Origin of the sequence: Sulfurimonas autotrophica DSM 16294, from assembly GCF_000147355.1 — a bacterium.
Taxonomy (GTDB): Bacteria; Campylobacterota; Campylobacteria; order Campylobacterales; family Sulfurimonadaceae; genus Sulfurimonas; species Sulfurimonas autotrophica.
Genome location: NC_014506.1, coordinates 1,276,550 through 1,301,079, shown reverse-complemented (window position 1 = coordinate 1,301,079; position 24,530 = coordinate 1,276,550). Strand labels below are relative to the sequence as shown.

Here is a 24,530-nt window from a genome sequence, read left to right as displayed (position 1 = left end):
TATGTATAAGTTAGCTATAAACAGACCGATTGCTACACTGATGTATGTTTTTACATTGGTGATTTTCGGATATATGAGCTTTAAGAGTATGCCCTCGGCACTTTACCCTAATGTTGACTTTCCTATAGTCACGGTAAAGACAATTTATCCGGGTGTAGAAGCTGATACCATAGAATCACAGGTCACAGAGAAAATAGAAGAGGCAATTTCACGTATAGGCGGTGTTGACAGTATAACTTCTACAAGCAGTGATGGTGTCTCTGTTGTAATGGTAAAGTTTTTTTTAGAACGCAACATAGATGAAGCTACTAATGATGTACGAGATAAAGTCTCAGCCGTAATTCTTCCTAAAGATGCCCAAACACCATTGGTAAGCAAACTCGACATCGGTGGTGCTCCTGTTATAAATGTATTTTTAACGGCAAAAAAAGACAGCTTGCAAAACCTGATGGTATTTGCCGATGAAAAGGTCAAACCGGCTTTGCAAAAAATCAACGGTGTCGGTGCTATTAACATCATCGGGTATAAAGACAGAGAGATAAAAATCTTTCCCGATATTTATAAACTCAATAAATTCGCCATTACCGTTAAAGAGTTAAATGACATAGTTGCACGCGAAAATGTCAAAATCGGCGGTGGAAAACTTATAACAAAAACCAAAGAAATTATATTAAAAACCAAAGCGGATGCCTTAAGTGTCAAGCAGTTGCAAAATATCATCATCAAAAATGATTTGCGCCTTAAAGATTTGGCAACAGTTGTAGATTCTTTGAGCGATGCAAAAAGTTATTCTTCTTACAACGGCGTACCGGGTGTTATGCTTGAAGTGCAAAAAATTTCGGGAACAAATACTATAGACATTGTAAATCGTGTAAAAGCAACTATGCCGCAGCTTAAAAAGATGGCAGGGGATAAATACGGTGTTGCAACCTTGCAAGATACGACACCTTTTATAATCCATTCGCTCGAAGATGTAAAGTTCGATTTGATTTATGGTGCATTTTTGGCAGTAATTATTATTTTCTTCTTTTTACGTAACTTTACGATTACTATTGTTTCAGCGCTTTCTATTCCTATATCTATCTTTGGTACGATCGCTTTGATGAATTTGATGGGTTTTGACTTAAATAAAATGACACTTATCGGGCTTACGCTCGCTATCGGTATTATCATTGATGATGCCATTGTTGTGCTGGAAAATATCTATAAAAAGATGGAAGCAGGAATGGATAAGTTTGAAGCGGCACTTTATGGCGTAAAAGAGATGGCATTCGCCATTTTAGCCATTTCGGCAATGCTTCTTGCCGTTTTTCTGCCTGTTGCGCATATGAGCGGGATTGTAGGAAAATTCTTTGAGAGTTTTGCCATGACGGTAGGTTTTGCCGTTATTATCTCTTATACTGTTGCTATGAGCTTTATGCCGAGTTTGAGTGCGAGAGTGCTGCACAAGGGAGAAAGCAAATTTTATAATATTACAGAGCCGATTTTTCAACTTTTAGACAGAATGTATGCGGCAACGCTGAAATTTGTTCTTCGTTTTAAAGTTTTAACCCTTGTTTTTGTAATTGCGGCATTTGTTGCCTCTCTCTCACTTTTTCCAAAAATCGGAATGGATTTCATTCCAAAAGAAGATAAGGCCGAGTTTGAGATAAAACTCAGAGCTCCGGCAGGTATCAGTTTGGATGAAATGATACGCGAGTCAAAAGTAGTTGAAAATTTAGTAAGAGCTGATAAAAATGTCGTTTTTACAACTTTGAGTGTTGGCTATAATAGTGTGCAAGAAAAAAATAAAGCACTTATTTATGTAAAACTGACACCTAAAGGCAAAAGAGAAAAAAATCAAGAAGAGATTATACAAAGTTTTAGAGAGAAGCTTAAGCCCTTCTCTAAAGAGATGTTTATAACAGCAGCAGCAATTCCAAATATTAAAGGTGCGGGTGTAACAGTACCGTATCAAATTGTTCTAACTTCGGACTCTTTTGATGATTTGGCAGTGGCGAGAAAAAATCTGATGGATTATTTGGGTAAAAAGAAAGGATTTGCTGATATTGATTCCAATCTTGATGAGGGGAAACCTCAGATTGACATTAATATAATTCGTGAAAATGCCAATAAAATGGGTATCAGCGCTTCACAAATTGCAAAGGCTGTTTCTATCGCTTTTTCTAGTGATTTGGAAATTTCTTATTTTGAACAAAATGGAAAACAGTATAAAATCACACTGCGATTACCTGATAAGGATCGTGTGAGCATAGATGATCTTAAAAAAATACAACTTAGAGCAAAAAACGGACAGTTGGTTTACTTGGACGGTCTTGTGAACTTTACGCATTCAAAATCTCTGGGTTCGATTTATCATTACAACAGACAAAGACAGGTGACTATTTATTCCGATCTGTTCGGTCTTGATTTGGGCGGCGCGGTGAATTATACACGTGCAGGAATAGATAAGCTGCTGCCATCGGGTGTGAACTATAAATTCACAGGATTTGCAGAAGAGATGGAAAAAACAGGTAAGGCTTTTGGCGCGGCACTTGGTTTGTCTATTATCTTGATGTTTATAATTTTGGCAATTTTGTATGAATCTCTTATTCAGCCGATTATCATCATGGTGGCATTGCCGCTGAGTATTATCGGGGTGATGATAGCATTGTATCTCACGCATCTGCATTTCAGTCTCTTTGTTATGATTGGCTTTATGCTGCTGATGGGTATGGTTGGTAAAAATGCCGTATTGCTTGTTGATTTTGCCAATGAAGCCGTTGCAAAAGGAAAAGATGCCAATGCAGCACTGCTTGAGGCTGGGGAGAAAAGACTTCGCCCGATTTTGATGACGACTGTTGCGATGATATTTGCGATGCTTCCATTGGCACTCAGTGATTCTTTGGGAAGTGAGACAAAAGCACCGATGGCAATTGCTATTATAGGTGGTTTATTAAGCTCGATGGTGTTAACATTGCTTGTTGTTCCGGTGATTTATAGAATGATAAATCCAATCGATAGATGGCTCAGAAAGTGGTATGAAAAAAAAATAGAGAGTTAAACACAGAAGGAGTTTTAAAGATGCAAGTTTTAAAAAAATATTGGTTGGCTGTTGTCATAGCTGTTTTACTTGTGATAGCAGGCGGGATGATTTACAAAAAATTACACCCGCAAACACTTCCTTCAAATTTAGTTGAAGGAACAGGGCGTATGGATGGTGATTTGGTGAACCTCAATGCCAAATATGCAGGGAGATTAGAGAAGATTTTTGTTGATGACGGCGTGGCTGTTACAAAAGGTATGGTTATCGGTGTGCTAAAAAGCAAAGAATTTGAGGCTCAATATGCACAACTTGCAGCACAACTTCAGGCACAACAACAACAGTTGGATGCACAAAAAATAGAGGAAAATATTTCACAGACAATGATTCCACTTTTATTGAAAAAAGCACAAGCGCAACTTGTTTCTGCAAAGGCATCCCAAAAATCCTCAGAGCAAAATATTTTGATTCAAAAAGATGTGCTTGCCCAGGCAAAAAGAGATTTTAAACGCGCTCAAAAATTGTATAAAACAAAAAGTATAGAGAAACAAAAATTTGAACTTGCCAAATTAAAATTAGATACTCAAACAAACAAACTTAATGTGCTTCATGAGCAACGCAAAGAAGTAAAATCAGCCGTGAAATTAGCCAAAATTGGTTTAACCGATGCACAGGCTTCACAACAAAAACTTTTATCTATTAGTGCAAACATTAATGCTTTAAAAGATGGTATAAAAGCACTAAAAGCCTCAAAAGCACAAGTTAAAGCGATGATAGATGAGATGACGCTTCGCTCTAGTGTTAATGGGGTGACGGTAGAAAAAATTGCCAATGAAGGAGAAGTGATAGGTTCAGGTATGCCTATAGCTACGCTTTTAGACCCACACTCTTTGTATCTTAAAATATTCATCGATACAATTGAAAATGGAAAAATAAAAGTAGGTGACAGAGCGGTTATTTTTCTTGATGCCTATCCAGACCAGCCAATAGAAGCAAAAGTAGTACGAATCGCACAAAAAGCGGAGTTTACTCCAAAAGAGGTTAGTGTACGAAGTGATAGAATTCAAAGAGTATTTGCCGTACATTTAAAGCCACTCAAAGTTGACCCACTGCTGAAACTCGGTATTCCGGCTATTGGTGTTGTTTCTCTTGATGGAAAAGGTTTACCATCTTCACTTAGTACAATACCGGTATTGTAAAAACAGTATGTCTATTCTTGAAGTAAAAAATGTAACAGTAACTTATAAAAAAAGAGTAGGTATAAAAAATGCCTCTTTGCAAGCTAACAGTGGAGAGATTATTGGTTTTATCGGTGCAGACGGAGCAGGAAAAAGCTCATTGATGCATGCTATAGCAGGTGTGATTCGCTTCGATGGTGAAGTTGTTTACAACAATATAGCTTATCATTCACCAAAAGAAGCAGAGCAGGTAAAACCTTTTATAGGACTGATGCCTCAAGGAATAGGACTTGTACTTTATGATACGTTAACGGTAGGCGAGCATTTGCAATTTTTTGCCGATATTCGTGATGTAAAAAAAGACGAAAAGTTTATGGCTTACAGAGAAAAGTTACTTCATATGGCAGGTTTGAGTGATTTTGTTAATAGAGAAGCAGGAAAGCTTAGCGGCGGAATGATGCAAAAACTTTCACTGATTTGTACACTTTTACATCGTCCAAAACTGCTCATTTTGGATGAGCCGACAACGGGGGTAGATCCTTTAAGCCGTTTAGAGTTATGGGAAATTTTAGACACTATACGAAAAGAGGAAGGTACCGTCATTTTGGTAAGTACCGCTTATATGCAAGAAGCCTCCAAGATGGATAAAATTCTTCTGTTTGATGAAGGGGAAATTATTGCGCGGGGAACAAATGAAGAGCTTCTAGACTCTATACGTCCTTATGTATATGAGCAGAGTGATTGTACAGAAAACTGTCTTGCATTTAACAAACGTACCTACTCGCTGGAGCCTTTACATGTAAAGCAGACAGAACCTACACTCGAAGGACTCTTTTTTGTCAATGCCCTGCAAAAGAAAAAACTTTTGCCTAAAATTGATATAGTCAAAAGAGATGAAGAACTTGAAATGCCCCAAGTTGTGATGCAGGCAAAGGGTATCACAAAAAGATTTGGCAATTTTACAGCGAATGACCATGTAGATATAGAACTCAAACGGGGTGAAATTTTAGGGCTTTTAGGGGCAAACGGGGCAGGAAAAACTACTTTTATTAAAATGCTGCTGGGATTATATTCCATAGATGACGGTGAACTGACGCTGCTTGACAAAGTTATCCATAGTGGACTTGACCGTAGAGAACTCAAATCTAAAATCGGTTATGTAAGCCAACATTTTGCCTTATACAACGATATGACCGTACGGGAAAATCTTATTTATTTTGCCAATATGCACAGGTTGCCTATTGATACAGCATTAAAAAGAATTGAAGAGTATGCAAATGAACTTGGCTTTAAAGAGTATATGGATGATTTACCGACGGCTTTGCCACTGGGAGTAAATCAGCGTTTTTCCATTGCAGCGGCACTGCTGCATGAACCGCTTGTGCTCTTTTTGGATGAGCCGACAAGCGGGGTCGATACTATTGCAAGAGCACAGTTTTGGGAGATACTCAGAAAACTCAAAGAGCAGTGGAATATTTCCATACTTATTACGACGCACTATATGAGTGAGGCGGAATACTGTGACAGAGTTGTACTGCTCAAACAAGGGAAAAAAATTGCAGATGACACCATAGAGAATCTTTACCAGTCCCATCCGGACGCAAATACTTTTGAAGATATTTTCTTGAGCTATTACAAGGATATTTCATGAAAATAACAACTATTAAAGCCTATATGCTCAAAGAATTTATGGAACTTTTTAGAACACGTCTTATTGTGATGGTTTATTTGATGCCGACTATGATTGTATTGCTCTTTGGTTACGGTATCCGTATGGATGTAACGCATGCAAGAATTTTAATCATAGACAATGATCAAAGTAAATATTCTCAAATGCTTACGTCAAAGTTTGAACATACCAAATACTTTAACGCAACAGTATTACATGTAAGCGAAAAAGAGGCTTTGCGTTCCATAAAACAGGCAAAAACTGATGCAGTTTTAATAATTCCGGCTTCATTTGAAAAACGACTGCTGCATGGTCAAAAAAGTGAGATAGGTATTTTTGTAGATGCATCGTTTCCAACGAGAGCTACAACTATTGAGAGTTATATACAAGGAACCGTACTGGATGCAGCAAATGAGGTGGCACAAAAAAGCGGACTTGCAACAAAAGGGCTTATTACACTTAATCAGCGAACTCTTTTTAATCAGGCAATGCGTGATGAAGATGCCATAGTTCCAGGACTCATAGGACTTGTACTTTTGGTTGCTCCTGCAATATTGGCCGCACTGCTTATAGTAAAAGAGAAAGAAAGAGGAACTATTTTTAATTTTTATGCTTCACCTCTCAGTAAAGGTGAATTTCTGCTTGCTAAATTATTTCCTGTATTTTTATTGCATTCGCTCAATATTTTCATACTTTTTTTAATAGCACTCTATATTTTTAATGTTCCTTTTAGAGGAAGTTTTATGCTTTATTGGCTTAGCAGCGAGCTTTACATTCTTATTAGTCTCTCCATAGGTATGCTTATCTCTGTTATTACAAACAGGCAGATTGTAGCCGTTGTTTTGACAGTAATTATTACGATTATTCCGGGATTTTTATACTCAGGTATGCTGATGCCGATATCTTCTATGGTGGGAGAATCCTACATAGAAGCACATAGTTTTCCTGTAATGTATTACAATCATATACTTTATGATACTTTTCTTATAGGGCAGGGTCTTAGTTCTGAAAAAATTGTTCTATATCTTCTGATACTTGTCGGGTTTGCTGCTGTGTTATTTACTGCCGGCACACTACTACTGAAAAAGGAGATGAAGTAATGCGTATATTTGCTATGATAGTCAGTAAAGAATTACTCAGCTTTTTACGTTCGGTAATGCTTGTAATTGTGGTGCTTTACTCTTTTACTGCAGATGTTTACATTGCCGGTGCAGGAATTCAGATAAAACCGCGTAATGTAGTTGTCGGCTATGTTGATGAAACAGGCGGAGGCATCAGTCAAAAAATACTTGCAAGATTACATAAGCCGGAATTTAAGCCACCGATTGCTTTTCTTTCGCAAAAAAAACTTTCTGATGCTATTTTTAATAAAGAGGTAATGGTAGGTATAATATTTGACTCTGATTTTGAAAAAAACTACAAGACTGGAAAAAAAGCTCAAATCAATCTGCTACTTGATGCCACGGCAGCATCTCAAAGCTTGACAACACTAACTTATCTTCAAAATATTATATTTGATTTTCAAGCACAAAATTTTCCGCTTGTGTTAAAATCACACAAACTTTTTAATCAAAACGCTGATAATCACAGTTTTATGGCCCTTACTGAACTGCTTTCAGTGATTACTTTACTTATAGTTATTCTTACAGCCATAGTATTTGTAAAAGAAAAAGAAGACGGTACATGGGATATTATGCTGCTTACTCCGGTAAACCCTAAAATAATTATTTTGGCAAAAAGTTTTTCGCAGGTTATCATTGTCATGGCAGGTACGGTTTTGGCAGTAGGATTTGTACTCTTTGGTGCATTTGACGTACCGCTAAACGGTTCGTTTTGGGCATTTATGCTATTGACTTTTTTTTATTCCATCTCAAGTGCAGGTATAGGGCTCTTTGTAGCGGCAGTGTCCAAAGATGTAATGCAGGTGGCACAACTCTCCATTATCATTATGATGCCATTAATTTTTCTCAGCGGCGCATGGACGCCTATCTACGCAATGCATCCTATATTTCAAAAGCTTTCTCTGTTTTCACCGCTTCGTTATTACATAGAAGGAACGGAAAGTATTTTTTTTAGGGGTACAGAGTTTATTGATTTGTGGCCATATTTTAGTGGAGTTGTCGTTTTGGGAATTATACTTTACTGGTATGGATTTAGAAAAATTGGGAAATTGTTTTAATTTATAATCCCAGTTCATTCATACATGCTACACAATATTGAGATTCCGGTATGAGTTTTAAGCGCTGTGTATTAATATCTTCTTCACACTCTTTACAAACGCCATACTCATCAGTATCTACATTTAAATAAGCAGCTTTTAATCTGTTTAATCTTTTTTTGGCAACTTCATATCTTTGTATTGTAATGTTTTGATCTTGTTTTAATATCTTATGATCGATACTGTCAAGAGAACAATCTTTTTTTATAGGTTTCAATTGTTCTTGTATTTTTTCTACTTCTTGTGTGAGACTTTCGATCTCTTTTTCTATAGTTTTTTTAATTTCTATTTTTTCTTGCTGTGTCATATTTATTTTCCATATTGAGATTTGTATTATACAATAATATATTTGAGTATCATATGCAAAAAACCTGGCTATAATTATGTATAAAGTTAATAATGTAATCTACATTAAATTAAATAAAACAGGAATCAAAGGTGAAAATAAGAGTCTATTATGAAGATACAGATACCGGCGGGGTTGTTTACCATTCAAATTATCTAAATTTTTGTGAAAGGGCTCGGAGTGAGGCTTTTTTTGATAGAGGTTTGACTCCTGTTTTAGAAGGTGGACATTTTGTGGCTCGTAAGGTCAATGCAGATTTTTATAAAAGTGCAAAACTCGGAGATATGCTTGAAGTGAAAACCAGACTTATGCAGATGAAAGCGGCTTCATTTACACTGGTTCAGGAAATATATAAAGACGAAGAAAAGATATTTGAACTTGAAATTCTTTTGGTCTATATTGATTTTGACTCTAAAGTACAAAAGTTAAACAATGACAGCAAAAAGCTGATTCTTTCTCTATTTTAAGAAGCTTAAATGAAAACTATAGATAAAAATGTTATATATTTAGGCTGGGTAAGCTATTTTACCGATATGTCTTCGAGTATGATTACCACTCTTTTACCTGTTTTTGTTGTTTATGTACTGCATGAGGGCGTAGATAAACTGGGAATTATTATTGCCATCGCCACATTCATTTCTTATGCTTTTAGGGTTTTGTTTGGGTATTTAAGCGACAGGTATCAGATTGTCAAGCCTTTTGTTGTTACCGGGTATTTTATATCGGCGCTTTCTAAACCGCTTTTAGCTTTCTCGCATACTTATATAAGTGTTGCACTGCTGCGTGGTGTTGAAAGAATGGGTAAAGCTATCAGAAGTGCTTCAAAGGACTCTCTTATCAGCTCGTATGTGAAAAATAAAGAAGACGGCAAGACTTTCGGCTTTCACAAAACAATGGACATTGCGGGTGAACTCAGCGGTGCTTTCATTGTTTTTCTGATTTTTATGTATATTGCAAAAGATGAACATTCCATACGGGTTATTTTTGAACTCACGCTTATTCCCGGTCTTATTGCTACTTTTATAGCCCTCTTTTTTGTAAAAGACGCACCGAAACAATTGAGCAAAACTCAAAACGTAGTCAATAAAGAGGATTATAAACTTTTACCGGTACTCTTTATATATTTTGGATTTATCTTTTTTATTATGAGTGATCAGTTCTTTATTTTAAAAGCTAGAAATGAGGGTTTCTCACTGGCAACTATTCCACTTTTTGTGATAATGCTTACAGCTGTACAGACTCTGGTGAGTTATTATGGCGGAATTTTAAGTGATAAAATAGGTGTTATCAGAGTAATGCTGCTTGCATTTATTTTTGGCATTGTATCTATTTCTATGATGAATGTAAATCTTTGGCTGGCATTTGCTTTTTTGGGTTTTTTTACCGTTTTTAGTTTAAATGCTATTCGTGCCTATATTTCTGCATATGCAAATTCCAAAGGTTTTGTGTTTGGAGTATTTTATGGCGGTGTTGCTGTATTTAGTGCTTTAGGAGCAATTGTTATAGGGTATATTTGGAAAAATTACGGTTTTGAAAATGCTGTATTGATAAGTGAGGCAGGAATGGGAGTAATGTTCTTGACATTACTCTTGTGGTGGAGTATATTTGAAAAACCTCGATATTCCAGGACGTAAAAGTTTTATGTTATACACCATCTGATTATCAGATACATTGATATTGTATTCTCTGTCTTCACCGGTAATTTGCGCATAAAAGTAATCTATACCGACCGTTGTGGTGTAATTAATCCAGTCATAAACTATATCATTTCCCAAAAGTGAATTTGTTTCGATAAGCACATTATTATCTTGGGTAATGGAATTTGCCACAATCATATTTTTTCTGTCACTGTATTGTGTCATAGAGAGCAGCAGAGGGTCGTAATTAATTTGTGTTGAGAGAATATTTGTTGCATTTGCGTCATAAAGTGTGAGTTGTGAAAGTATCATGCCGGTCTTAATAATTGGAGTATTTACAAAAAATGAAGCATTAACAATATCTTCATTCTTTTTGAGATATTTTTCAAGATTTGTTGTTCTTCTTGAAATAAAATACTTGAATACTTTTTTTTCTTGGGTGAGATTTGTATCTTCACTGTAAACACTGACTTCATCATCATAAAACATAGTATCGTTTACGTCAGTAGACGGATGCAGAAATTCTTCTTCTTGATAAAATGCTAATTTCTTCCCGGTTTGTGATTTGTCAGAAAATATAACTAAAGGGGAAACCGCTTCATGAAGCAGCATCTGACTTTGCTTCTTGTAGTCAATACCTCCAAAAATAAGAGAAGTAGACATCGTATCAACATCTTTTTTGTTAATAGTAGGAAAATATATATTTAAATTTGGATTTAGCTCTATAACATTGTTAACTCCTTGAGCTGTCAGCGGTGCTATCACATAGTCAAAACCGTCAGATTCTATTTGACTCAGTGCCTGTTGCAAATCAGATATATCTTCTTTTTCAATTTTGTAACTTTTGAGCATAAAAGAGTTGCTTTTTGTCATCAGGTAAGCAAAAGTAGCATTTGTTGTCGTGGATGCATATTTTCCTATTTTGTTGTAAGGCAGCAGCAGTGCTATTTTTAGTTTTGCTCCGGCATTTGATGCGCCTAGGTTGAGTACGGCAATGTTGATAATGCGTGCTTCATCCAAATCTTTGTCTGTAAGTTTTTTATTTGCATGCGAAAGAAAAGAAAATATCTGTCCATTGTCTAAAAGCTCTCTCATACATGTATTATTACATGCATAAGGATCAAGGTCTTGTATATATATTCTTGGTATTGGAATGTTTGATATCATAAAACTTTGTGCAAAAATGACACAAGGTAAAAGTAAAAATAATAGTTTTTTCATAAGCAGCTCTTTATAGTTTTAAATATGGATCTTATTATATCTATCTTGAACTTAGAGTAAGAATAGTTAGAGATAGATATAATAAATGAATATTCATTTTTTGGGAGTCTAATATAAAGATATTATTTATGATATACTTATAAAAATTAATATAGCTTATATCGTGGGTTGTTTTTGATAATCTGCAAGTGGTTCTAACAAAAAAAGTTATATAATATACAGATATAACTTTTTTATATAAAGGTCGTATCATGAGAGTAGTGATTGTCGGTGGTGGTATAGCTGCAGTATATTTAGCAAATAACCTGAAAAAACAAAATTCTGCTTTAGAAGTAATGATACTTAGCGATGAAAAATATGTTCCTTATGACAGGATACATCTCTGTCGTTTAGTTGATGGCTCAGAAGATAGTGATACAATATCTTTGGATCTTGACCCTACTGTAAAACTTGAACTAAATCAAAAAATCAACAAAATAGACAAATCAAAAAAGAAAGTTTTCTCAGACGACTCAATGTTTAGTTATGACAAACTCATTATTGCTACTGGCTCTAAACCCATTACACTCTTTGATATAGAGGGCATTAAAAATGCGACTGTATTTAGAAGTGTTGAAGATTCTGAACTTATTAAAAATGGTGTTGAAAATAGAGAGATTGTTATAGTAGGGGGCGGTCCTTTAGGACTTGAACTTCTTGAGACTTTAGACGAGATGCCACATGTAAAAAATATAACACTACTTTTACGCTCTACTCATCTTTACAGCAAGCACCTATCTATTGACTCCATAAAAATGATCCAAGAGTGTTGCACAAAGAGTGGAAAAGTTAGAATATCTTACGAAGATGAGATAGTTGAACATGAAGTAAATAATCAAGAAATAACACTTCTTAAAACTAAAAAACTTCAAATCAAAAATCCTTTTTTAATTTTTGCTATAGGTATAAAACCAAATATTGAGATTTTTAGAGAGACTTTGAGATGCAACAAAGGAATCTTAACCAACCTTTATATGCAAACAGAGGATGAGGATATTTACGCTGTTGGAGAGTGTGCAGAAGTTGAAGAGTTACACTTTATAGCCGGACATGTCAAAGAGTGTACGAGCGAGGCAGATTGTGCCATATCTCACATTTTGCAAACAGATATAAAAGAGTTTAAACTTGAAGTCAGTATTGACATGTTAAAAGTTGGTGAGTTTGACTTAGTTGAAGTCCATTCGCCAAAATCGAGTAGTGATTACGAGAAGGTGCTTATCACCTCAAAAAAGGATAACCGAATAGATGAATACTTTATACGTGAAGATAAACTTACAAGATTTATAGGGATAAACTCCAATGTGGATGTTGGCTATATAGAAAATTTAATAGAGATCGCGGATAAGGTAGATATTAACTATCTTTATCAAAACAGACTTATAGGTGAGAGAGGCCGGCTTATTTGTAGTTGTGAGCATGTTTACTATCAAGATTTGGTAGATATTGTCACTCGGACTGGAATTTCTTCATTTGGAGAACTAAGTGATTTCTCAAATGCTGGTAGAGTTTGTGGCAGATGTAAAATGATGGTGAAGAATGTCATAAAAGATTCTCAACATCTCATAGATCCAAATATGCCGAGAAAAACTCCAGAGGATATTAAAAGAGAAAAAGAGATAAGAGAGATTCAAAAACGCCTAGATAAGTTTAATGTGATTCATCCAAGAAATTCTCTTACAGCAGATAACCTTGATTCGGCAATGGAGTCCTTAGATATTGCAAAACATGAGATAAATAGTTGGATTTCAATGGTTACAGCCTCTATGCAGCTTCATCCAAATTTTGAAGAAGTGGTTGAAAAAGGTGTTAAGTCTTTAAACAAAGTTCCAATAGTTTGGCTTGAGTTAGCGGATTGTAGCGGAAATTCTGAAGCATTTATAAAGTCGGCAAATCCGGCGATTGAAGATTTGATATTTGATTATATTTCGCTTGATTATCATGAACTTTTAATGAGTGCTAGTGGAAATCAAAGCGAGACTATTTTAGAAGATATTATCACAAATCAAAAGGGTGAATATATTTTGATAGTAGAGGGTGCGGTTCCTATGGCAATGGATGGAAAATTTCTAAGAGTAGGTCCAAAAGGAGAAACCGGTATAGAGTTACTTCAAAAATGTGCAAATGATGCAGCTCTTGTTATCGCAGTTGGAAGTTGTGCGTTTGACGGCGGTGTAGTAGCGGCCTCTCCAAATCCAACTGGAGCAGTTGGAGTAGCTCAGGCACTAAAGAGAGAGGATGTTATAAATATACCGGGGTGTCCAACAAATCCAACAAATATTGTAGGAACATTACTCTCATATATCATGTTTGAAGAGTTACCTGCCCTTGATGAATTTAATCGACCTTTATGGGCTTATAAAGGAAGAGTTCATGATAATTGCGAAAGACGCGGGCACTATGAGCTAGGTGAATTTGTGCAAGAGTGGGGAGATGCAGGTGCTAAAAAAGGATATTGCCTTTTTGAGATGGGATGTAAAGGTCCATATACAAATGTTAATTGTCCAACTATGAAGTTTAACAGCTCTACAAGTTGGCCTGTTCAAGCCGGACATGGATGTATGGGATGTGTAGAGAGAGGTTTTGTAGATAAGTTTGCAAATGAGAGGAAATATGTTGAAGAAGAAAATAATGACTAAAAAAATTGTTATTGACCCTATTACAAGGATTGAAGGGCATCTACGGGCTGAAATTGAGGTGGATGAAGATGGCGTTGTAAAAGATGCATATGTCAGTGGACAGCTTTTTCGTGGCATAGAGATGATACTAAAAGGGCGAGACCCTCGTGATGCCGGACTTTTGGCAGGGCGTATATGTGGTGTTTGCACAAACTCTCATTTTCGTGCCGCTGTTACAAGTGTGGAGGATGCTTACTCTTTAAAACTTCCTAAAAATGCTGAGATTATCAGAGATTTGATGGCTATGGCACTTTTTATTCAAGATCATGTTGTGCACTTTTATCATCTTCACTCTTTGGATTTTGTAGATGTAACAACTGCTTTAAAGGCAGACCCAAAAGCAACTTCTAAAGAGGCTCATAAGTACACGCAAAAACCTTTTAGGAACTCGCACTCTCATTATGAAGCAGTGCTGGAGAAATTAGGTAACTTTGTAAAGGCTGGAAAACTTGGTCCATTTTCAAACGGCTACTGGGGTCATGTGGATTATAAACTAACTCCTGAACAAAATCTCATTATGATTTCTCACTATTTAGAGGCTCTTAAATTTCAAACAAATATAAGTAAAGCCGTAGCTATTTTTGGTGGTAAAACCCCACATCCGCAAAGCATAGTAGTTGGTGGTGTAACAAGTGTCGCTGACATGTTAAATCCTCAACGGTTAAATGATTATCTTTTTATCATCAAAGAGGCGAAAGATTTTATAGAACGTGCCTACCTCCCAGATGCAAAGCTGTTGTCTATCGCTTATAGAGATGAGGTAAAAGCTGGAATTGGTCGTGCCAATGGTAACTTTTTATCTGTTGGTGGTTATGAATTTGAGGGGGAGCGAAAACTCTTTTGTGATGGTGTTATTTATAATCATGATTTTGAAACAATAGAAGATTTTGATGAGACTAAAATAACAGAAGAGGTTGACCGTGCTTGGTATAAAGACAAAATGAATGGCAATGTGAGAGAAGGTACCCTGGGGTATGATGAAGTGCACTACACAGACCTAAATGAAGATGGTTCTTTAAAAACTGCAAAGAATAGTGATAAATATTCATGGGTAAAAGCTCCAAGATACAACGGAAAAACTATGGAGAGTGGACCACTCGCAAGGGTGCTAATTAGCTATACTAAAGATAACACTCTTATAAAATCTTTTGTAGATGAGTTTTTAAAAGAGACAGATTTGGAGCTGATGGATTTATCTACTACTGTTGGTAGAAATGCAGCAAGGGCAATAGAAACGAACTATATATGTGAGTATATCTTTAAGCTTGTCTCTCGCCTGATACAAAATATAAAATACTATGATACGGATACATGGGTAAAATTTGATTTTAACTCTTTAGAAAAAGAGGCAAAAGGGAGAGCATTTTTTGAAGTGCCTCGCGGTGTTCTATCTCATTTTATAAATATAAAAAATGCTCGTATTGAAAACTTTTCAGTAATAGCACCAACAACATGGAATGCAACACCTAGAAATTTTGACGGACTCAGAGGTGCATATGAGGAGGCTCTGGTTGGCTTAAAGATAGAAGACACTTCAAAACCTTTGGAAGTTTTAAGAGTTTTGCACTCTTTTGATCCATGCTTGGCATGTGCGGTTCATGTTATAGATGCAGATGGTAAAGAGTTAAGCAGATGCAAAATAAAAACATAGTCATAGGGATAGGAAATTTACTTTTTTGTGATGATGGGATAGGTGTCATAGCTATAAATTACCTTAGAAAAAATTACGAGTTTAAACAAAAATTAGAACTTCTTGATGGTGGTACACTTGGCTTTAATCTTGCAGAATATTTTTTAAATTATGATAATGTTTTTATAGTTGATACAATCTCTATAGATGACAAAGCAGGAGAGATATATAAAATTCCGTCAGATGAACTACTTAATAGCAGTAGATATAAAAATACAGCTCACGAAGTTGAGGTAGTAGAGATGCTAGAGATATGTGAATTACATGGTAAAAGAGCAAATATAACACTCTTTGGCATAATACCTCAAGACATTAACTCTATTGGAATAGGGCTTAGTGAAGTTTTACATAGAAAGTTTGATTTACTTATACAAACACTTCTAAAAGAGGTAGAAATTTTAGGTATTGAAGTTGTGAAAAAAGATAATGTTTTATTAGCTGAAATAATTGATGAGTTGAGATTATGATATAAAGTTTTTTGAGTGCTTTATCCAATTGTCCTTCGAAATGAATAGCAAGAAAGTGCTTGAAAGTATTGGAGACTATTTTTGTGAACTCATCGGTGAACTAAAGGGAAAAACTAAGGAGAATATCGTTGTCAGTAGAGTTTATATCTAAAACAAGGTTGCAACTTACCATTTTTGGTATTGTCCAGGGTGTGGGATTTAGGCCTTTTGTTTATCAATTGGCACAAAAGGATAAGCTTGCAGGCTGCGTTTACAATGATGGTTCAGGTGTTATTGTAGAGATTGAAGGTGACAAGGTTGCTTTAGACGCTTTTGTAGATGCGTTACAAAATTCCGCTCCACCTCTGAGTAGGATAGAACAACTCAATGTAAAAATACTTTCTTGTAAAAATGAGATAGAATTTGAAATAGTAAAATCAAAGAACAGCAGTGTTACTACACTCGTCTCTCCTGATGTTTCACTGTGTGATGAGTGTCTCTTGGAGATGAATGACAAAAATAATAGAAGATATAAATACCCGTTTATAAATTGCACCAACTGTGGACCAAGATATACAATTACAAAAACGCTTCCTTATGATAGAATAAATACTTCAATGGCACAATTTGAAATGTGTGATGAGTGTAGAGCAGAGTTTGAAAATCCTTTTAGCAGAAGATACCATGCCCAACCCATTAGCTGTTATAAATGTGGTCCCCGATTAGTAATTAAAAACATAGACAGTGATACCGTTAATGATACAAACCCTATAGAGCAGTGTGCTCAATTGATTCAAAATGGAAAAAGTATTGCACTTAAAGGTTTAGGTGGTTTTCATATTGTATGTGATGCTACAAATGAGTCAGCAGTAAAGCAGTTGCGAAAAAATAAACATAGACCTACAAAACCTTTGGCTGTAATGTTTTTGTCAATTAAAGAGATTAAAAAAGTGGCAAAACTCTCCAAAAAAGATGAAGAACTTATTCTCTCACGCGAGAGACCCATTGTAGTGGTTGAGAAAAAAGATACTACTTTTTTAGCTGATTCAATTGCCCCAAATATAGACAGGATAGGTGTGTTTCTCCCTTATACGCCACTACATGAACTTTTACTGACAATATTAAAAACACCAATAGTCGCTACAAGTGCAAATGTGAGCGATGAGCCTATTGTTACTGATGAAAAAGAGATTGTAAAAAAACTCTCTTTTATTGTAGAGAATATACTCACGCATGACAGAGAGATAATAAATGCATGCGATGATAGTGTAGTTATGAGTGTGGACGAGAAAACACTTTTTTTACGACTTGCCAGAGGATTTGGACCAAAAAGCTTCTTTACAGAGGCTAATTGCAAAAAAAAGATTCTTGCAGTGGGTGCAAACCAAAAAAACACTATGACACTTGTCTTTGACAATAATATGATTTTATCGCCACATGTAGGTGATTTAAACTCGTTAGAAGCATTTGAATATTTTGAAAAAACTTTAGATACTTTTAAGAAATTTTACAACTTTGAACCGGACATAATAGTTTGTGATAAACATCCAAGATATGAAACAACTGCATGGGCAAAAGAGTATATATCATCTCACGCAGATATTGAACTCGTAGAGTTACAACATCATTATGCACATGCATTGGCAACCATGGCAGAGTACTCTTTAGATGAAGAAGTATTGGCATTTTGTTTTGATGGAACAGGCTATGGGGATGATGCAACGCTATGGGGTGGAGAAATGCTCATAGCTTCACCTCAAAAGTATGAGAGAGTTTATCATCTGCAAAATATATACCTTTTAGGCAGCGAAAAAGCAGTACGAGAACCAAGGAGAGTTGGCTTGTCTTTACTTTTTGAGTGTTTTTCTCTTCAAGAAATACTTGTAATGCAATATCCTTTGGTAAAAAGTTTCTCTATCTCCGAGATTAAAACACTTCATACAATGTATCAACGAAAGATAAATTCGCCACAAAGTTCATCAGTTGGAAGGCTCTTTGACGGTGTTTATGCACTGAGTGGCAATATTGATGATTTGGGTTATGAGGGTGAGAGTGGTCTTATTATTGAAAGAATGGCAAAACAGTCTGCTTCTAAAAAAAACTATACATATATCATAGATAATAATATAATAAGCTATAAAGAGATGGTATATGAGATTTTAGAAGAAGAATCATCTGTGAAAATAGCTGCAAAATTTTTAAACACATTGTGTGATATTGTCGTTAATATCTCTGGTAAATATCCACATTTGCCTGTTGTACTGTGTGGTGGAGTATTTCAGAACAAGGTGTTAGTTGCAAAAATCAAAGAGAAATTTGAAGAATTGAACATTAAATGCTATATTCAAGAGAGTACACCGGTTAATGATGGGAGTATTTCTCTTGGACAAGCATATTATGCACTAAAAAATAGCCAATGAAGTTGAAATAGCAGAAATGCTCCAGTTTAGTTCAAAAAACATATAAGATATTGGCTTTTTTATCTTTTTCTTAATATAATAGAAAATTTTTTAAAAGGATTGTAATGGAATTGGGTTATATGATAATTTTTTGGTATGGAATTCTTCATGCATTTGGATCGGATCATCTAACGGCAATTACAGATTTTTCCATTGGAAAGTCTATAAAAAAAACAATGCTAATTATTTTGGCCTTTGCTTTTGGACACGGTATGACGCTTTTTATATTTGCGAAGCTTTTAGAGATATACCATTTGCCAGAGAGTGCGACTGCTTATGGTGATGTAATCTCATCGGCTGTTATTATTGCAATGGGGATTTATCTGCTTTATATGGTATTTACAGACAAGATTCATCTTAATAAACATATCCACGAAGGTAAGGAACATATTCACATCTATTTCGGAAAAGAGCACTCGCACGATACCTCTGTGGCTACTACTTCTGCGTGGACTATAGGTGCGTTAATGGGTATGGGCGGTGTGCGGGGTATGCTAGTTACTCTTGGAATGCTACATGGTGAGGCAATAGATTTTAGTATGGTATTAGCTTTTGTTGCGGGGGTTAGTTTAGTCTTTGTTGGCTTTGGTGGTGTTATACTCTATATAAATAAAGAGTTTTTAACAAATAAAACAAATGTAAGACGAGTTTTTGTAACAGCAGGATTAGTCTCTGTTCTTGTTGGAACAGATATGCTTTTAGCGTAAAAATTTATAAGTAAGGAAAAATATATGTGTGCAGATTGTGGATGCAGTATAGCAGGAACAACTTTAGGAACTGATCATCACGACCATGAACATCATCATTCTCATCAACATCAGGCAGCACATGAAACGCTGCATCATAATCCTCAGTTAAATGATACAAAAACAATAAATGTGATTACAAAAATATTGGACAAGAATAATCAAGAAGCAGTACATAATCGTGCACATTTGGACAATCATAATGTTTTGAGTATTAACCTTATGAGTAGTCCTGGCAGCGGCAAGACAACACTTTTGGAAAATATGGCAGAGATGGCAGGTTTTAAATTTGGTGTTATTGAAGGAGATTTGGAAACTTCCAGGGATGCAGACAGAATTAAATCTAAGGGAATTCCCGCATACCAAATACAGACGGGTTCGGCGTGCCATTTAGATGCATTTATGGTGCACAAAGGTCTACATGATATGCCTTTGGATGAGATCGATGTATGTTTCATTGAAAATGTAGGCAACCTTGTATGCCCTGCAAGTTACGATGTTGGCAGTCATTTAAATATAGTACTGGTTTCTGTCCCTGAAGGAAGTGATAAGATAGAAAAGTACCCGGTAATGTTTCGTCAGGCCGACTTAGTTTTGATAACAAAGACAGATTTACTTCCATATTTTGATTATGATTTAAAACATGAGAAAAAAGAGGCTCGTAAAATAAAACCGGGCGTAGATATACTTGAAATAAACATCAAAGATAAAAGTTCAATCCAACAAGTTATTGATTGGATAGAATTCAAAAGAAAGATGAGGAGTTAGGCAAAATGTGTCTTTCTATACCGAGCAAAGTGGTGGAACTGGATTTAGAGAGAAATATTGCAATTGTTGATACAATGGGCGTAAAGCGTGAAGCTGGTTTGGAACTTATGGAAGAGGGTGCTGTTGAGATCGGTGATTATGTCTTACTTCATATCGGATTTATTATGAACAAGATCGATGAAGAAGATGCTCTAGAGTCTCTAAAAGTATATAATGAAATTCTTGAAAAACTTAATGAAGAAGAGGATGATATTTGCTCAAATAGAGGTGCATAATGAATGAATTACAGCTAAAAGACTTATATGAGGGGTTTCGTAATCCAGAAGTAATCCAAGGTTTTGCAAAACTCATTAATACAGAGGCCAAACAACTGCCTCGTCCTATAAATATCATGGAAGTTTGCGGAGGTCACACTCACTCCATTATGAAATTTGGTCTTCTTCAGCTATTACCACAAAATATTAACTTTATACATGGCCCTGGATGTCCTGTTTGTATTATGCCAAAAGAGAGAATTGATCATGCATATATTTTGGCCCAACAAGAGGATACAATACTTGTAACACTGGGAGATATGATTAAAGTCCCAGGCAGTAAAGGAAGCTTACAGGATGCCAGAGCTAAAGGTGCTGATGTTCGTTTTGTTTACTCACCATTAGATACTCTTAAAATTGCAGAGGAAAATCCGGATAAAAAAATAATATTTTTTGCAATAGGATTTGAAACTACTACACCTATGACAACATCTTTTATAGATATTGTTTTAAAACGCGGTATTAAAAATATATTTTTTCATATTAATCATGTAACAGTACCCGAAGTGATGGTTGAACTTATTGATAGTAGAGATGAACATGTAGACAGTTATAATAACGCAATTGATGCTTTTTTGGGTCCATCACATGTAAGTGTTATTACCGGAAGTAAAATTTATGAAAAATTTCCAAAAGAGTATCATCGGCCAGTAGTTGTTGCCGGTTTTGAACCTGTGGATATTATGGAAGCTATTCTTATGATTGTTTGCCAGTTTAATGAGGGCAGATGTGAATTAGAAGTTGAATATAAACGACTTGTTTCACATGATGGAAACTTAAAAGCACAGGCATTGATAGGGAAATACTTTGAAAAAGCCTCACTCTTTAAGTGGCGTGGACTTGGTAATGTGCCTGACAGTGGGTACAAACTTCGTTTTGAGTTCTCTGAAATAGATGCTGAAAAGATATATGCAGATATTTTACCGCGTGAAGAGATAGAAGATCATAAGCTTTGTATATGTGGTGATATCTTGCGCGGAATGGCAAAACCGCATGAGTGTACAATTTTTGGTACAGCATGTAAACCATCAACTCCGCTTGGTTCATGTATGGTAAGTAGTGAAGGTGCCTGTGCTGCTTATTATAAATATGGGAATTTATTATGAATAAACAAGTAACTTTAGCTATGGGAAACGGTGGAGAAGAGAATAATGAACTTATTACCAAAATTTTTTATAAAGCTTTTAAAAATGAAATTTTAGAAAAAAGCGAAGATGCAGCCGTTATACATAACGGAAAGCTCGCATTTAGCACAGACAGTTTTACTGTAAGTCCTCTATTTTTCCCCGGTGGAGACATAGGAAAACTTGCTATTTGCGGTACATGCAATGATTTGGCCATGATGGGTGCACAACCGAAGTACCTTACATGTAGCGTTATTATAGAAGAAGGGTTTTCTACTAGAGAACTTGAAAAAATTGTTCGCAGTATGAAAAAAGAGCTTGAAGATAATGGTGCTGTTGTTGTAGGCGGAGATACCAAGGTAGTTCCTCGTGGCAGTGTCGATAAAATTTTTATAAATACTACCGGTATTGGAGAAATTAAAAAAAAAGATATAAGTTCAAACAATATCAGCAAAGATGATGTCATCTTGGTCAGCCGGGATGTAGGTCGTCACGGTGCTACTATTTTTGCAGCACGTGAAGGCATCGAACTGACATCAGAGCTAAAGAGTGATTGTGCTTCGCTGACACATCAAGTGCAGGCTCTTATAGAAGCTGGGGTAAATATTACTGCATTGCGTGATGCTACAAGAGGCGGTGTCAGTGCCGTACTTAACGAATGGGCTAAACAATCAAAAATATGTATAGAGGTCCAAGAAGATGCTCTCCCTGTATCAGAAGAAGTTAGGGGCATTTGTGAAATGCTCGGTTTTGAAGCGGTAAATCTTGCAAATGAAGGAACTTTTGTTTTAGCGATAAAAAAAGAGGATGAAGACAAAGCCCTCAATGTATTACATGAATTTGAAAATTCAAATAATGCAGTAAAAATTGCTAATGTAAGTGATATGTATACCGGTAAAGTAGTTTTATTAAGCTCTTATGGTACAAAAAGATTTTTAGATACACCGACAGGTGAATTGTTACCGAGAATTTGCTAGGTTTATATGAAAATTTTACTCCTTGTAACTGCGTTTAATTCATTATCTCAGGCTGTATATACAAGGTTAAAAGATGACGGGCATAAATTGAATGTAGTATTTGGCATTCATAGAGAGCAGATGATTCAAGAGGTTTTGGAATTTGAACCTGAGTTGATTTTAGCACCTTATTTAAAAGCTTTTATACCTGAAGAAATTTATAAAAGATATTCAACATATATTTTTCATCCGGGTCCCATTGGGGATAGGGGACCAAATTCTTTGGAATATGCATTGAAAAGTCATACAAAAGAGTGGGGTGTTGTGCTTCTTCGGGCAAATGCTTTGTATGATGGAGGAGATATTGTAGCCTACTCTGATTTTAGCGTTCGAGAAACTTATAAAGCTTCATTATATCGTCAAGAAGTGGTATCTGCATCTCTTAAAGCTCTTGAAATTTTTTTGTCTAAACCAGTGCAGATACTACAATTATTAAATCCTATTCATAAAAAATATACTACGGTAATGCGAACAATTAACTGGCAGGAAGACTCTACATCCATAATTATAGATAAGATTAACCTTAGTGATAGTTTTCCCGGTGTTCTTGATGAACTTTGTGGAGTGCGATGCTACCTGTATGGTGTTCATAAAGAAGATAAATTGCGAGGAAATCTTAAAGAAATACTTGCTAAACGAGATGGTGCCGTATGTATAGGTACAAAAGATGGAGCTGTCTGGATTAGCCATTTAAAAGAACCGCATCGTTTTAAACTGCCGGCAACATATGTTTTAAAAGAAAAAATAGCAGGCATAAAAGAGTTAAGAATACCTTTGATTTTTGATAAATCATATAATACTTTTTATGAAATAAGTGTAGAACAAAAAGGGAAAGTGACGTATCTGAATTTCAATTTTCATAACGGAGCAATGAGTTCGGAGCAATGTATGCGGTTAAAGTATGCTTTTGAATATTTAAAAGAAGAAAGTGAAGTTATTGTACTTTGTGGCGGTTTAGATTTTTTTTCTAATGGTATTCACCTTAATATTCTGGAAGATTCAAAAAAACAGGGTGAAGACGGTTGGAGTAATATTAATGCTATGAATGACTTGATAAAGTCAATTTTAGAAGCGGATGAAGTTGCAACAGTGGCATCTTTAGCTCAAAATGCAGGGGCAGGTGGTGTATTTCTTGCTTTGGCATGTGATTATGTCGTTGCAAAAGAGAGTGTAGTTTTGAATCCACACTATAAAACACTGGGATTAAGCGGAAGTGAATATCATACCTATACTTTACCAAAAAGAGTTGGACAAGAAATGGCTAAACAACTTTTAAATGATGCTTTACCGATATCTGTTAATTATGCAAAAAAAATAGCTATGGTAGATGAAGTTTTTTCAGAAAATAGCTATTATAAGAATTTGCATGATTTTACAGCTTCTTTATATAGTGAAGATTTTATTTGGAAAAAGCAGGAACAACTTGAGATGGACAAGGATTTTATGGAATCTTGCAAAAAACAGGAACTTGAAACTATGTACCCTGAGTTTTGGAATCAAGAGAGTGCATTTCATAAATTGCGTCATGAGTTTGTATATAAAATATGTCCGACAAAAACACCCGAGAGACTAAAAGGAGTCAAAATGCATGAGTATAGTGTTGTTCAAGCCTTACTGGAACAAATTGAAACAATAGCAGCAGAGAATGAAGCTACAAAGGTTCGCAAAATTGTTGTAAAAATTGGACTTATGAGTGGCGTAGAATCACACTTACTTGAGATAGCATTTAACACTTTTAAGGAAAAAACAGTTTGTGATGGAGCTGAATTGATTGTGAATATACAACCTTTGACGATTGAATGTAATAATTGCGGAAATATCAGTGAGCTCGAAAAAATAGACTATTGTTGTCAAAATTGTGAATCTATAGATGTACAAGTAATTGACGGAGAAGATATGTTTCTCATGAGTTTGGAAATGGAATAAGGAATCAACTATAAAGAAACCTAACTAAAAAACATA

The 24,530-nt window shown here is 35.5% G+C and carries 19 protein-coding genes; 17 read left to right on the top strand and 2 right to left on the bottom strand.

Features of this window, described 5'->3' with window-relative positions; all coding sequences use genetic code 11:
* Nucleotide 1: 1 nt before the first annotated feature.
* Genes SAUT_RS06680 through SAUT_RS06660 form a run of 5 tightly spaced genes read left to right on the top strand, consistent with a single transcriptional unit; the run spans nt 2 to nt 8,048 of the window.
* Complete coding sequence (locus SAUT_RS06680) at nt 2–3,043, top strand: efflux RND transporter permease subunit (protein ID WP_013327120.1); 3,042 nt, start codon at nt 2–4, stop codon at nt 3,041–3,043.
* Nucleotides 3,044–3,063: 20 nt separating this feature from the next.
* Nucleotides 3,064–4,221 carry an HlyD family secretion protein gene (locus SAUT_RS06675; protein WP_013327119.1) on the top strand — a complete coding sequence of 386 codons (1,158 nt, stop codon included), beginning with the start codon at nt 3,064–3,066 and terminating at the stop codon, nt 4,219–4,221.
* Between the two features lie 7 nt (nt 4,222–4,228).
* Nucleotides 4,229–5,851 carry an ATP-binding cassette domain-containing protein gene (locus SAUT_RS06670; RefSeq protein ID WP_013327118.1) on the top strand — a complete coding sequence of 541 codons (1,623 nt, stop codon included), beginning with the start codon at nt 4,229–4,231 and terminating at the stop codon, nt 5,849–5,851.
* A complete protein-coding gene (locus tag SAUT_RS06665; protein ID WP_013327117.1) occupies nt 5,848–6,969 on the top strand; it encodes an ABC transporter permease in 1,122 nt (373 codons plus the stop codon). The genes SAUT_RS06670 and SAUT_RS06665 overlap by 4 nt, the downstream gene beginning before the upstream one ends.
* Complete coding sequence (locus SAUT_RS06660) at nt 6,969–8,048, top strand: ABC transporter permease (RefSeq protein WP_013327116.1); 1,080 nt, start codon at nt 6,969–6,971, stop codon at nt 8,046–8,048. The genes SAUT_RS06665 and SAUT_RS06660 overlap by 1 nt, the downstream gene beginning before the upstream one ends.
* A 1-nt stretch (nt 8,049) precedes the next feature.
* Here the strand turns inward: SAUT_RS06660 and SAUT_RS06655 are convergent, their stop codons facing one another.
* Nucleotides 8,050–8,394: a TraR/DksA family transcriptional regulator gene (locus tag SAUT_RS06655; protein ID WP_013327115.1), complete on the bottom strand. Its 345-nt coding sequence runs from the start codon at nt 8,392–8,394 to the stop codon at nt 8,050–8,052.
* A gap of 131 nt (nt 8,395–8,525) precedes the next feature.
* On the opposite strand from SAUT_RS06655, the gene SAUT_RS06650 reads away from it, so the two are divergent.
* Nucleotides 8,526–8,900: a YbgC/FadM family acyl-CoA thioesterase gene (locus tag SAUT_RS06650; RefSeq protein ID WP_013327114.1), complete on the top strand. Its 375-nt coding sequence runs from the start codon at nt 8,526–8,528 to the stop codon at nt 8,898–8,900.
* A gap of 9 nt (nt 8,901–8,909) precedes the next feature.
* Nucleotides 8,910–10,067: an MFS transporter gene (locus tag SAUT_RS06645; protein ID WP_013327113.1), complete on the top strand. Its 1,158-nt coding sequence runs from the start codon at nt 8,910–8,912 to the stop codon at nt 10,065–10,067.
* Here the strand turns inward: SAUT_RS06645 and SAUT_RS06640 are convergent.
* Nucleotides 10,017–11,291 carry a type 1 periplasmic-binding domain-containing protein gene (locus tag SAUT_RS06640; RefSeq protein ID WP_013327112.1) on the bottom strand — a complete coding sequence of 425 codons (1,275 nt, stop codon included), beginning with the start codon at nt 11,289–11,291 and terminating at the stop codon, nt 10,017–10,019. The two genes, SAUT_RS06645 and SAUT_RS06640, sit on opposite strands and share 51 nt — an antisense overlap.
* Nucleotides 11,292–11,542: 251 nt before the next feature.
* Here SAUT_RS06640 and SAUT_RS06635 point away from each other — a divergent pair, with 251 nt between their 5' ends.
* The 10 genes from SAUT_RS06635 (at nt 11,543) to SAUT_RS11610 (ending at nt 24,494) form a co-directional block, all read left to right on the top strand.
* Nucleotides 11,543–13,966, top strand: coding sequence for a hydrogenase small subunit (locus SAUT_RS06635; protein ID WP_013327111.1), 2,424 nt, complete (start codon nt 11,543–11,545; stop codon nt 13,964–13,966).
* Nucleotides 13,959–15,656: a nickel-dependent hydrogenase large subunit gene (locus tag SAUT_RS06630; protein WP_013327110.1), complete on the top strand. Its 1,698-nt coding sequence runs from the start codon at nt 13,959–13,961 to the stop codon at nt 15,654–15,656. Before SAUT_RS06635 ends, SAUT_RS06630 begins: the two co-directional genes overlap by 8 nt.
* Complete coding sequence (locus SAUT_RS06625) at nt 15,638–16,162, top strand: HyaD/HybD family hydrogenase maturation endopeptidase (RefSeq protein WP_013327109.1); 525 nt, start codon at nt 15,638–15,640, stop codon at nt 16,160–16,162. Before SAUT_RS06630 ends, SAUT_RS06625 begins: the two co-directional genes overlap by 19 nt.
* A 128-nt stretch (nt 16,163–16,290) precedes the next feature.
* Complete coding sequence (gene hypF / locus SAUT_RS06620) at nt 16,291–18,561, top strand: carbamoyltransferase HypF (RefSeq protein WP_013327108.1); 2,271 nt, start codon at nt 16,291–16,293, stop codon at nt 18,559–18,561.
* 104 nt (nt 18,562–18,665) lie between these two features.
* Entirely contained in the window at nt 18,666–19,307 is a 642-nt protein-coding gene (locus SAUT_RS06615; RefSeq protein WP_013327107.1) for a hypothetical protein, read from the top strand.
* A gap of 24 nt (nt 19,308–19,331) precedes the next feature.
* The gene (hypB, locus tag SAUT_RS06610; protein ID WP_013327106.1) at nt 19,332–20,114 is read left to right on the top strand and encodes a hydrogenase nickel incorporation protein HypB; all 783 of its coding nucleotides are present in this window, start codon (nt 19,332–19,334) and stop codon (nt 20,112–20,114) included.
* Nucleotides 20,115–20,119: 5 nt separating this feature from the next.
* Nucleotides 20,120–20,389 carry a HypC/HybG/HupF family hydrogenase formation chaperone gene (locus SAUT_RS06605; RefSeq protein ID WP_013327105.1) on the top strand — a complete coding sequence of 90 codons (270 nt, stop codon included), beginning with the start codon at nt 20,120–20,122 and terminating at the stop codon, nt 20,387–20,389.
* A complete protein-coding gene (gene hypD / locus SAUT_RS06600; RefSeq protein ID WP_013327104.1) occupies nt 20,389–21,534 on the top strand; it encodes a hydrogenase formation protein HypD in 1,146 nt (381 codons plus the stop codon). The genes SAUT_RS06605 and hypD overlap by 1 nt, the downstream gene beginning before the upstream one ends.
* Nucleotides 21,531–22,529, top strand: coding sequence for a hydrogenase expression/formation protein HypE (gene hypE, locus SAUT_RS06595; RefSeq protein WP_013327103.1), 999 nt, complete (start codon nt 21,531–21,533; stop codon nt 22,527–22,529). Before hypD ends, hypE begins: the two co-directional genes overlap by 4 nt.
* Before the next feature lie 6 nt (nt 22,530–22,535).
* The gene (locus tag SAUT_RS11610; RefSeq protein ID WP_013327102.1) at nt 22,536–24,494 is read left to right on the top strand and encodes a hydrogenase/urease maturation nickel metallochaperone HypA; all 1,959 of its coding nucleotides are present in this window, start codon (nt 22,536–22,538) and stop codon (nt 24,492–24,494) included.
* Nucleotides 24,495–24,530: the final 36 nt, after the last annotated feature.

Excerpts from the sequence above, each read along its gene's own strand:
- SAUT_RS06640 (WP_013327112.1), bottom strand. The coding sequence starts at position 11,291 with ATGAAAAAACTATTATTTTTACTTTTACCTTGTGTCATTTTTGCACAA.
- hypE (WP_013327103.1), top strand. The coding sequence starts at position 21,531 with ATGAATAAACAAGTAACTTTAGCTATGGGAAACGGTGGAGAAGAGAAT.
- SAUT_RS06645 (WP_013327113.1), top strand. The coding sequence starts at position 8,910 with ATGAAAACTATAGATAAAAATGTTATATATTTAGGCTGGGTAAGCTAT.
- SAUT_RS11610 (WP_013327102.1), top strand. The coding sequence starts at position 22,536 with ATGAAAATTTTACTCCTTGTAACTGCGTTTAATTCATTATCTCAGGCT.
- SAUT_RS06655 (WP_013327115.1), bottom strand. The coding sequence starts at position 8,394 with ATGACACAGCAAGAAAAAATAGAAATTAAAAAAACTATAGAAAAAGAG.
- SAUT_RS06675 (WP_013327119.1), top strand. The coding sequence starts at position 3,064 with ATGCAAGTTTTAAAAAAATATTGGTTGGCTGTTGTCATAGCTGTTTTA.
- SAUT_RS06605 (WP_013327105.1), top strand. The coding sequence starts at position 20,120 with ATGTGTCTTTCTATACCGAGCAAAGTGGTGGAACTGGATTTAGAGAGA.
- SAUT_RS06635 (WP_013327111.1), top strand. The coding sequence starts at position 11,543 with ATGAGAGTAGTGATTGTCGGTGGTGGTATAGCTGCAGTATATTTAGCA.
- SAUT_RS06630 (WP_013327110.1), top strand. The coding sequence starts at position 13,959 with ATGACTAAAAAAATTGTTATTGACCCTATTACAAGGATTGAAGGGCAT.
- SAUT_RS06615 (WP_013327107.1), top strand. The coding sequence starts at position 18,666 with ATGGAATTGGGTTATATGATAATTTTTTGGTATGGAATTCTTCATGCA.
- SAUT_RS06665 (WP_013327117.1), top strand. The coding sequence starts at position 5,848 with ATGAAAATAACAACTATTAAAGCCTATATGCTCAAAGAATTTATGGAA.
- SAUT_RS06670 (WP_013327118.1), top strand. The coding sequence starts at position 4,229 with ATGTCTATTCTTGAAGTAAAAAATGTAACAGTAACTTATAAAAAAAGA.
- SAUT_RS06660 (WP_013327116.1), top strand. The coding sequence starts at position 6,969 with ATGCGTATATTTGCTATGATAGTCAGTAAAGAATTACTCAGCTTTTTA.
- SAUT_RS06625 (WP_013327109.1), top strand. The coding sequence starts at position 15,638 with ATGCAAAATAAAAACATAGTCATAGGGATAGGAAATTTACTTTTTTGT.
- SAUT_RS06680 (WP_013327120.1), top strand. The coding sequence starts at position 2 with ATGTATAAGTTAGCTATAAACAGACCGATTGCTACACTGATGTATGTT.
- hypD (WP_013327104.1), top strand. The coding sequence starts at position 20,389 with ATGAATGAATTACAGCTAAAAGACTTATATGAGGGGTTTCGTAATCCA.
- hypB (WP_013327106.1), top strand. The coding sequence starts at position 19,332 with ATGTGTGCAGATTGTGGATGCAGTATAGCAGGAACAACTTTAGGAACT.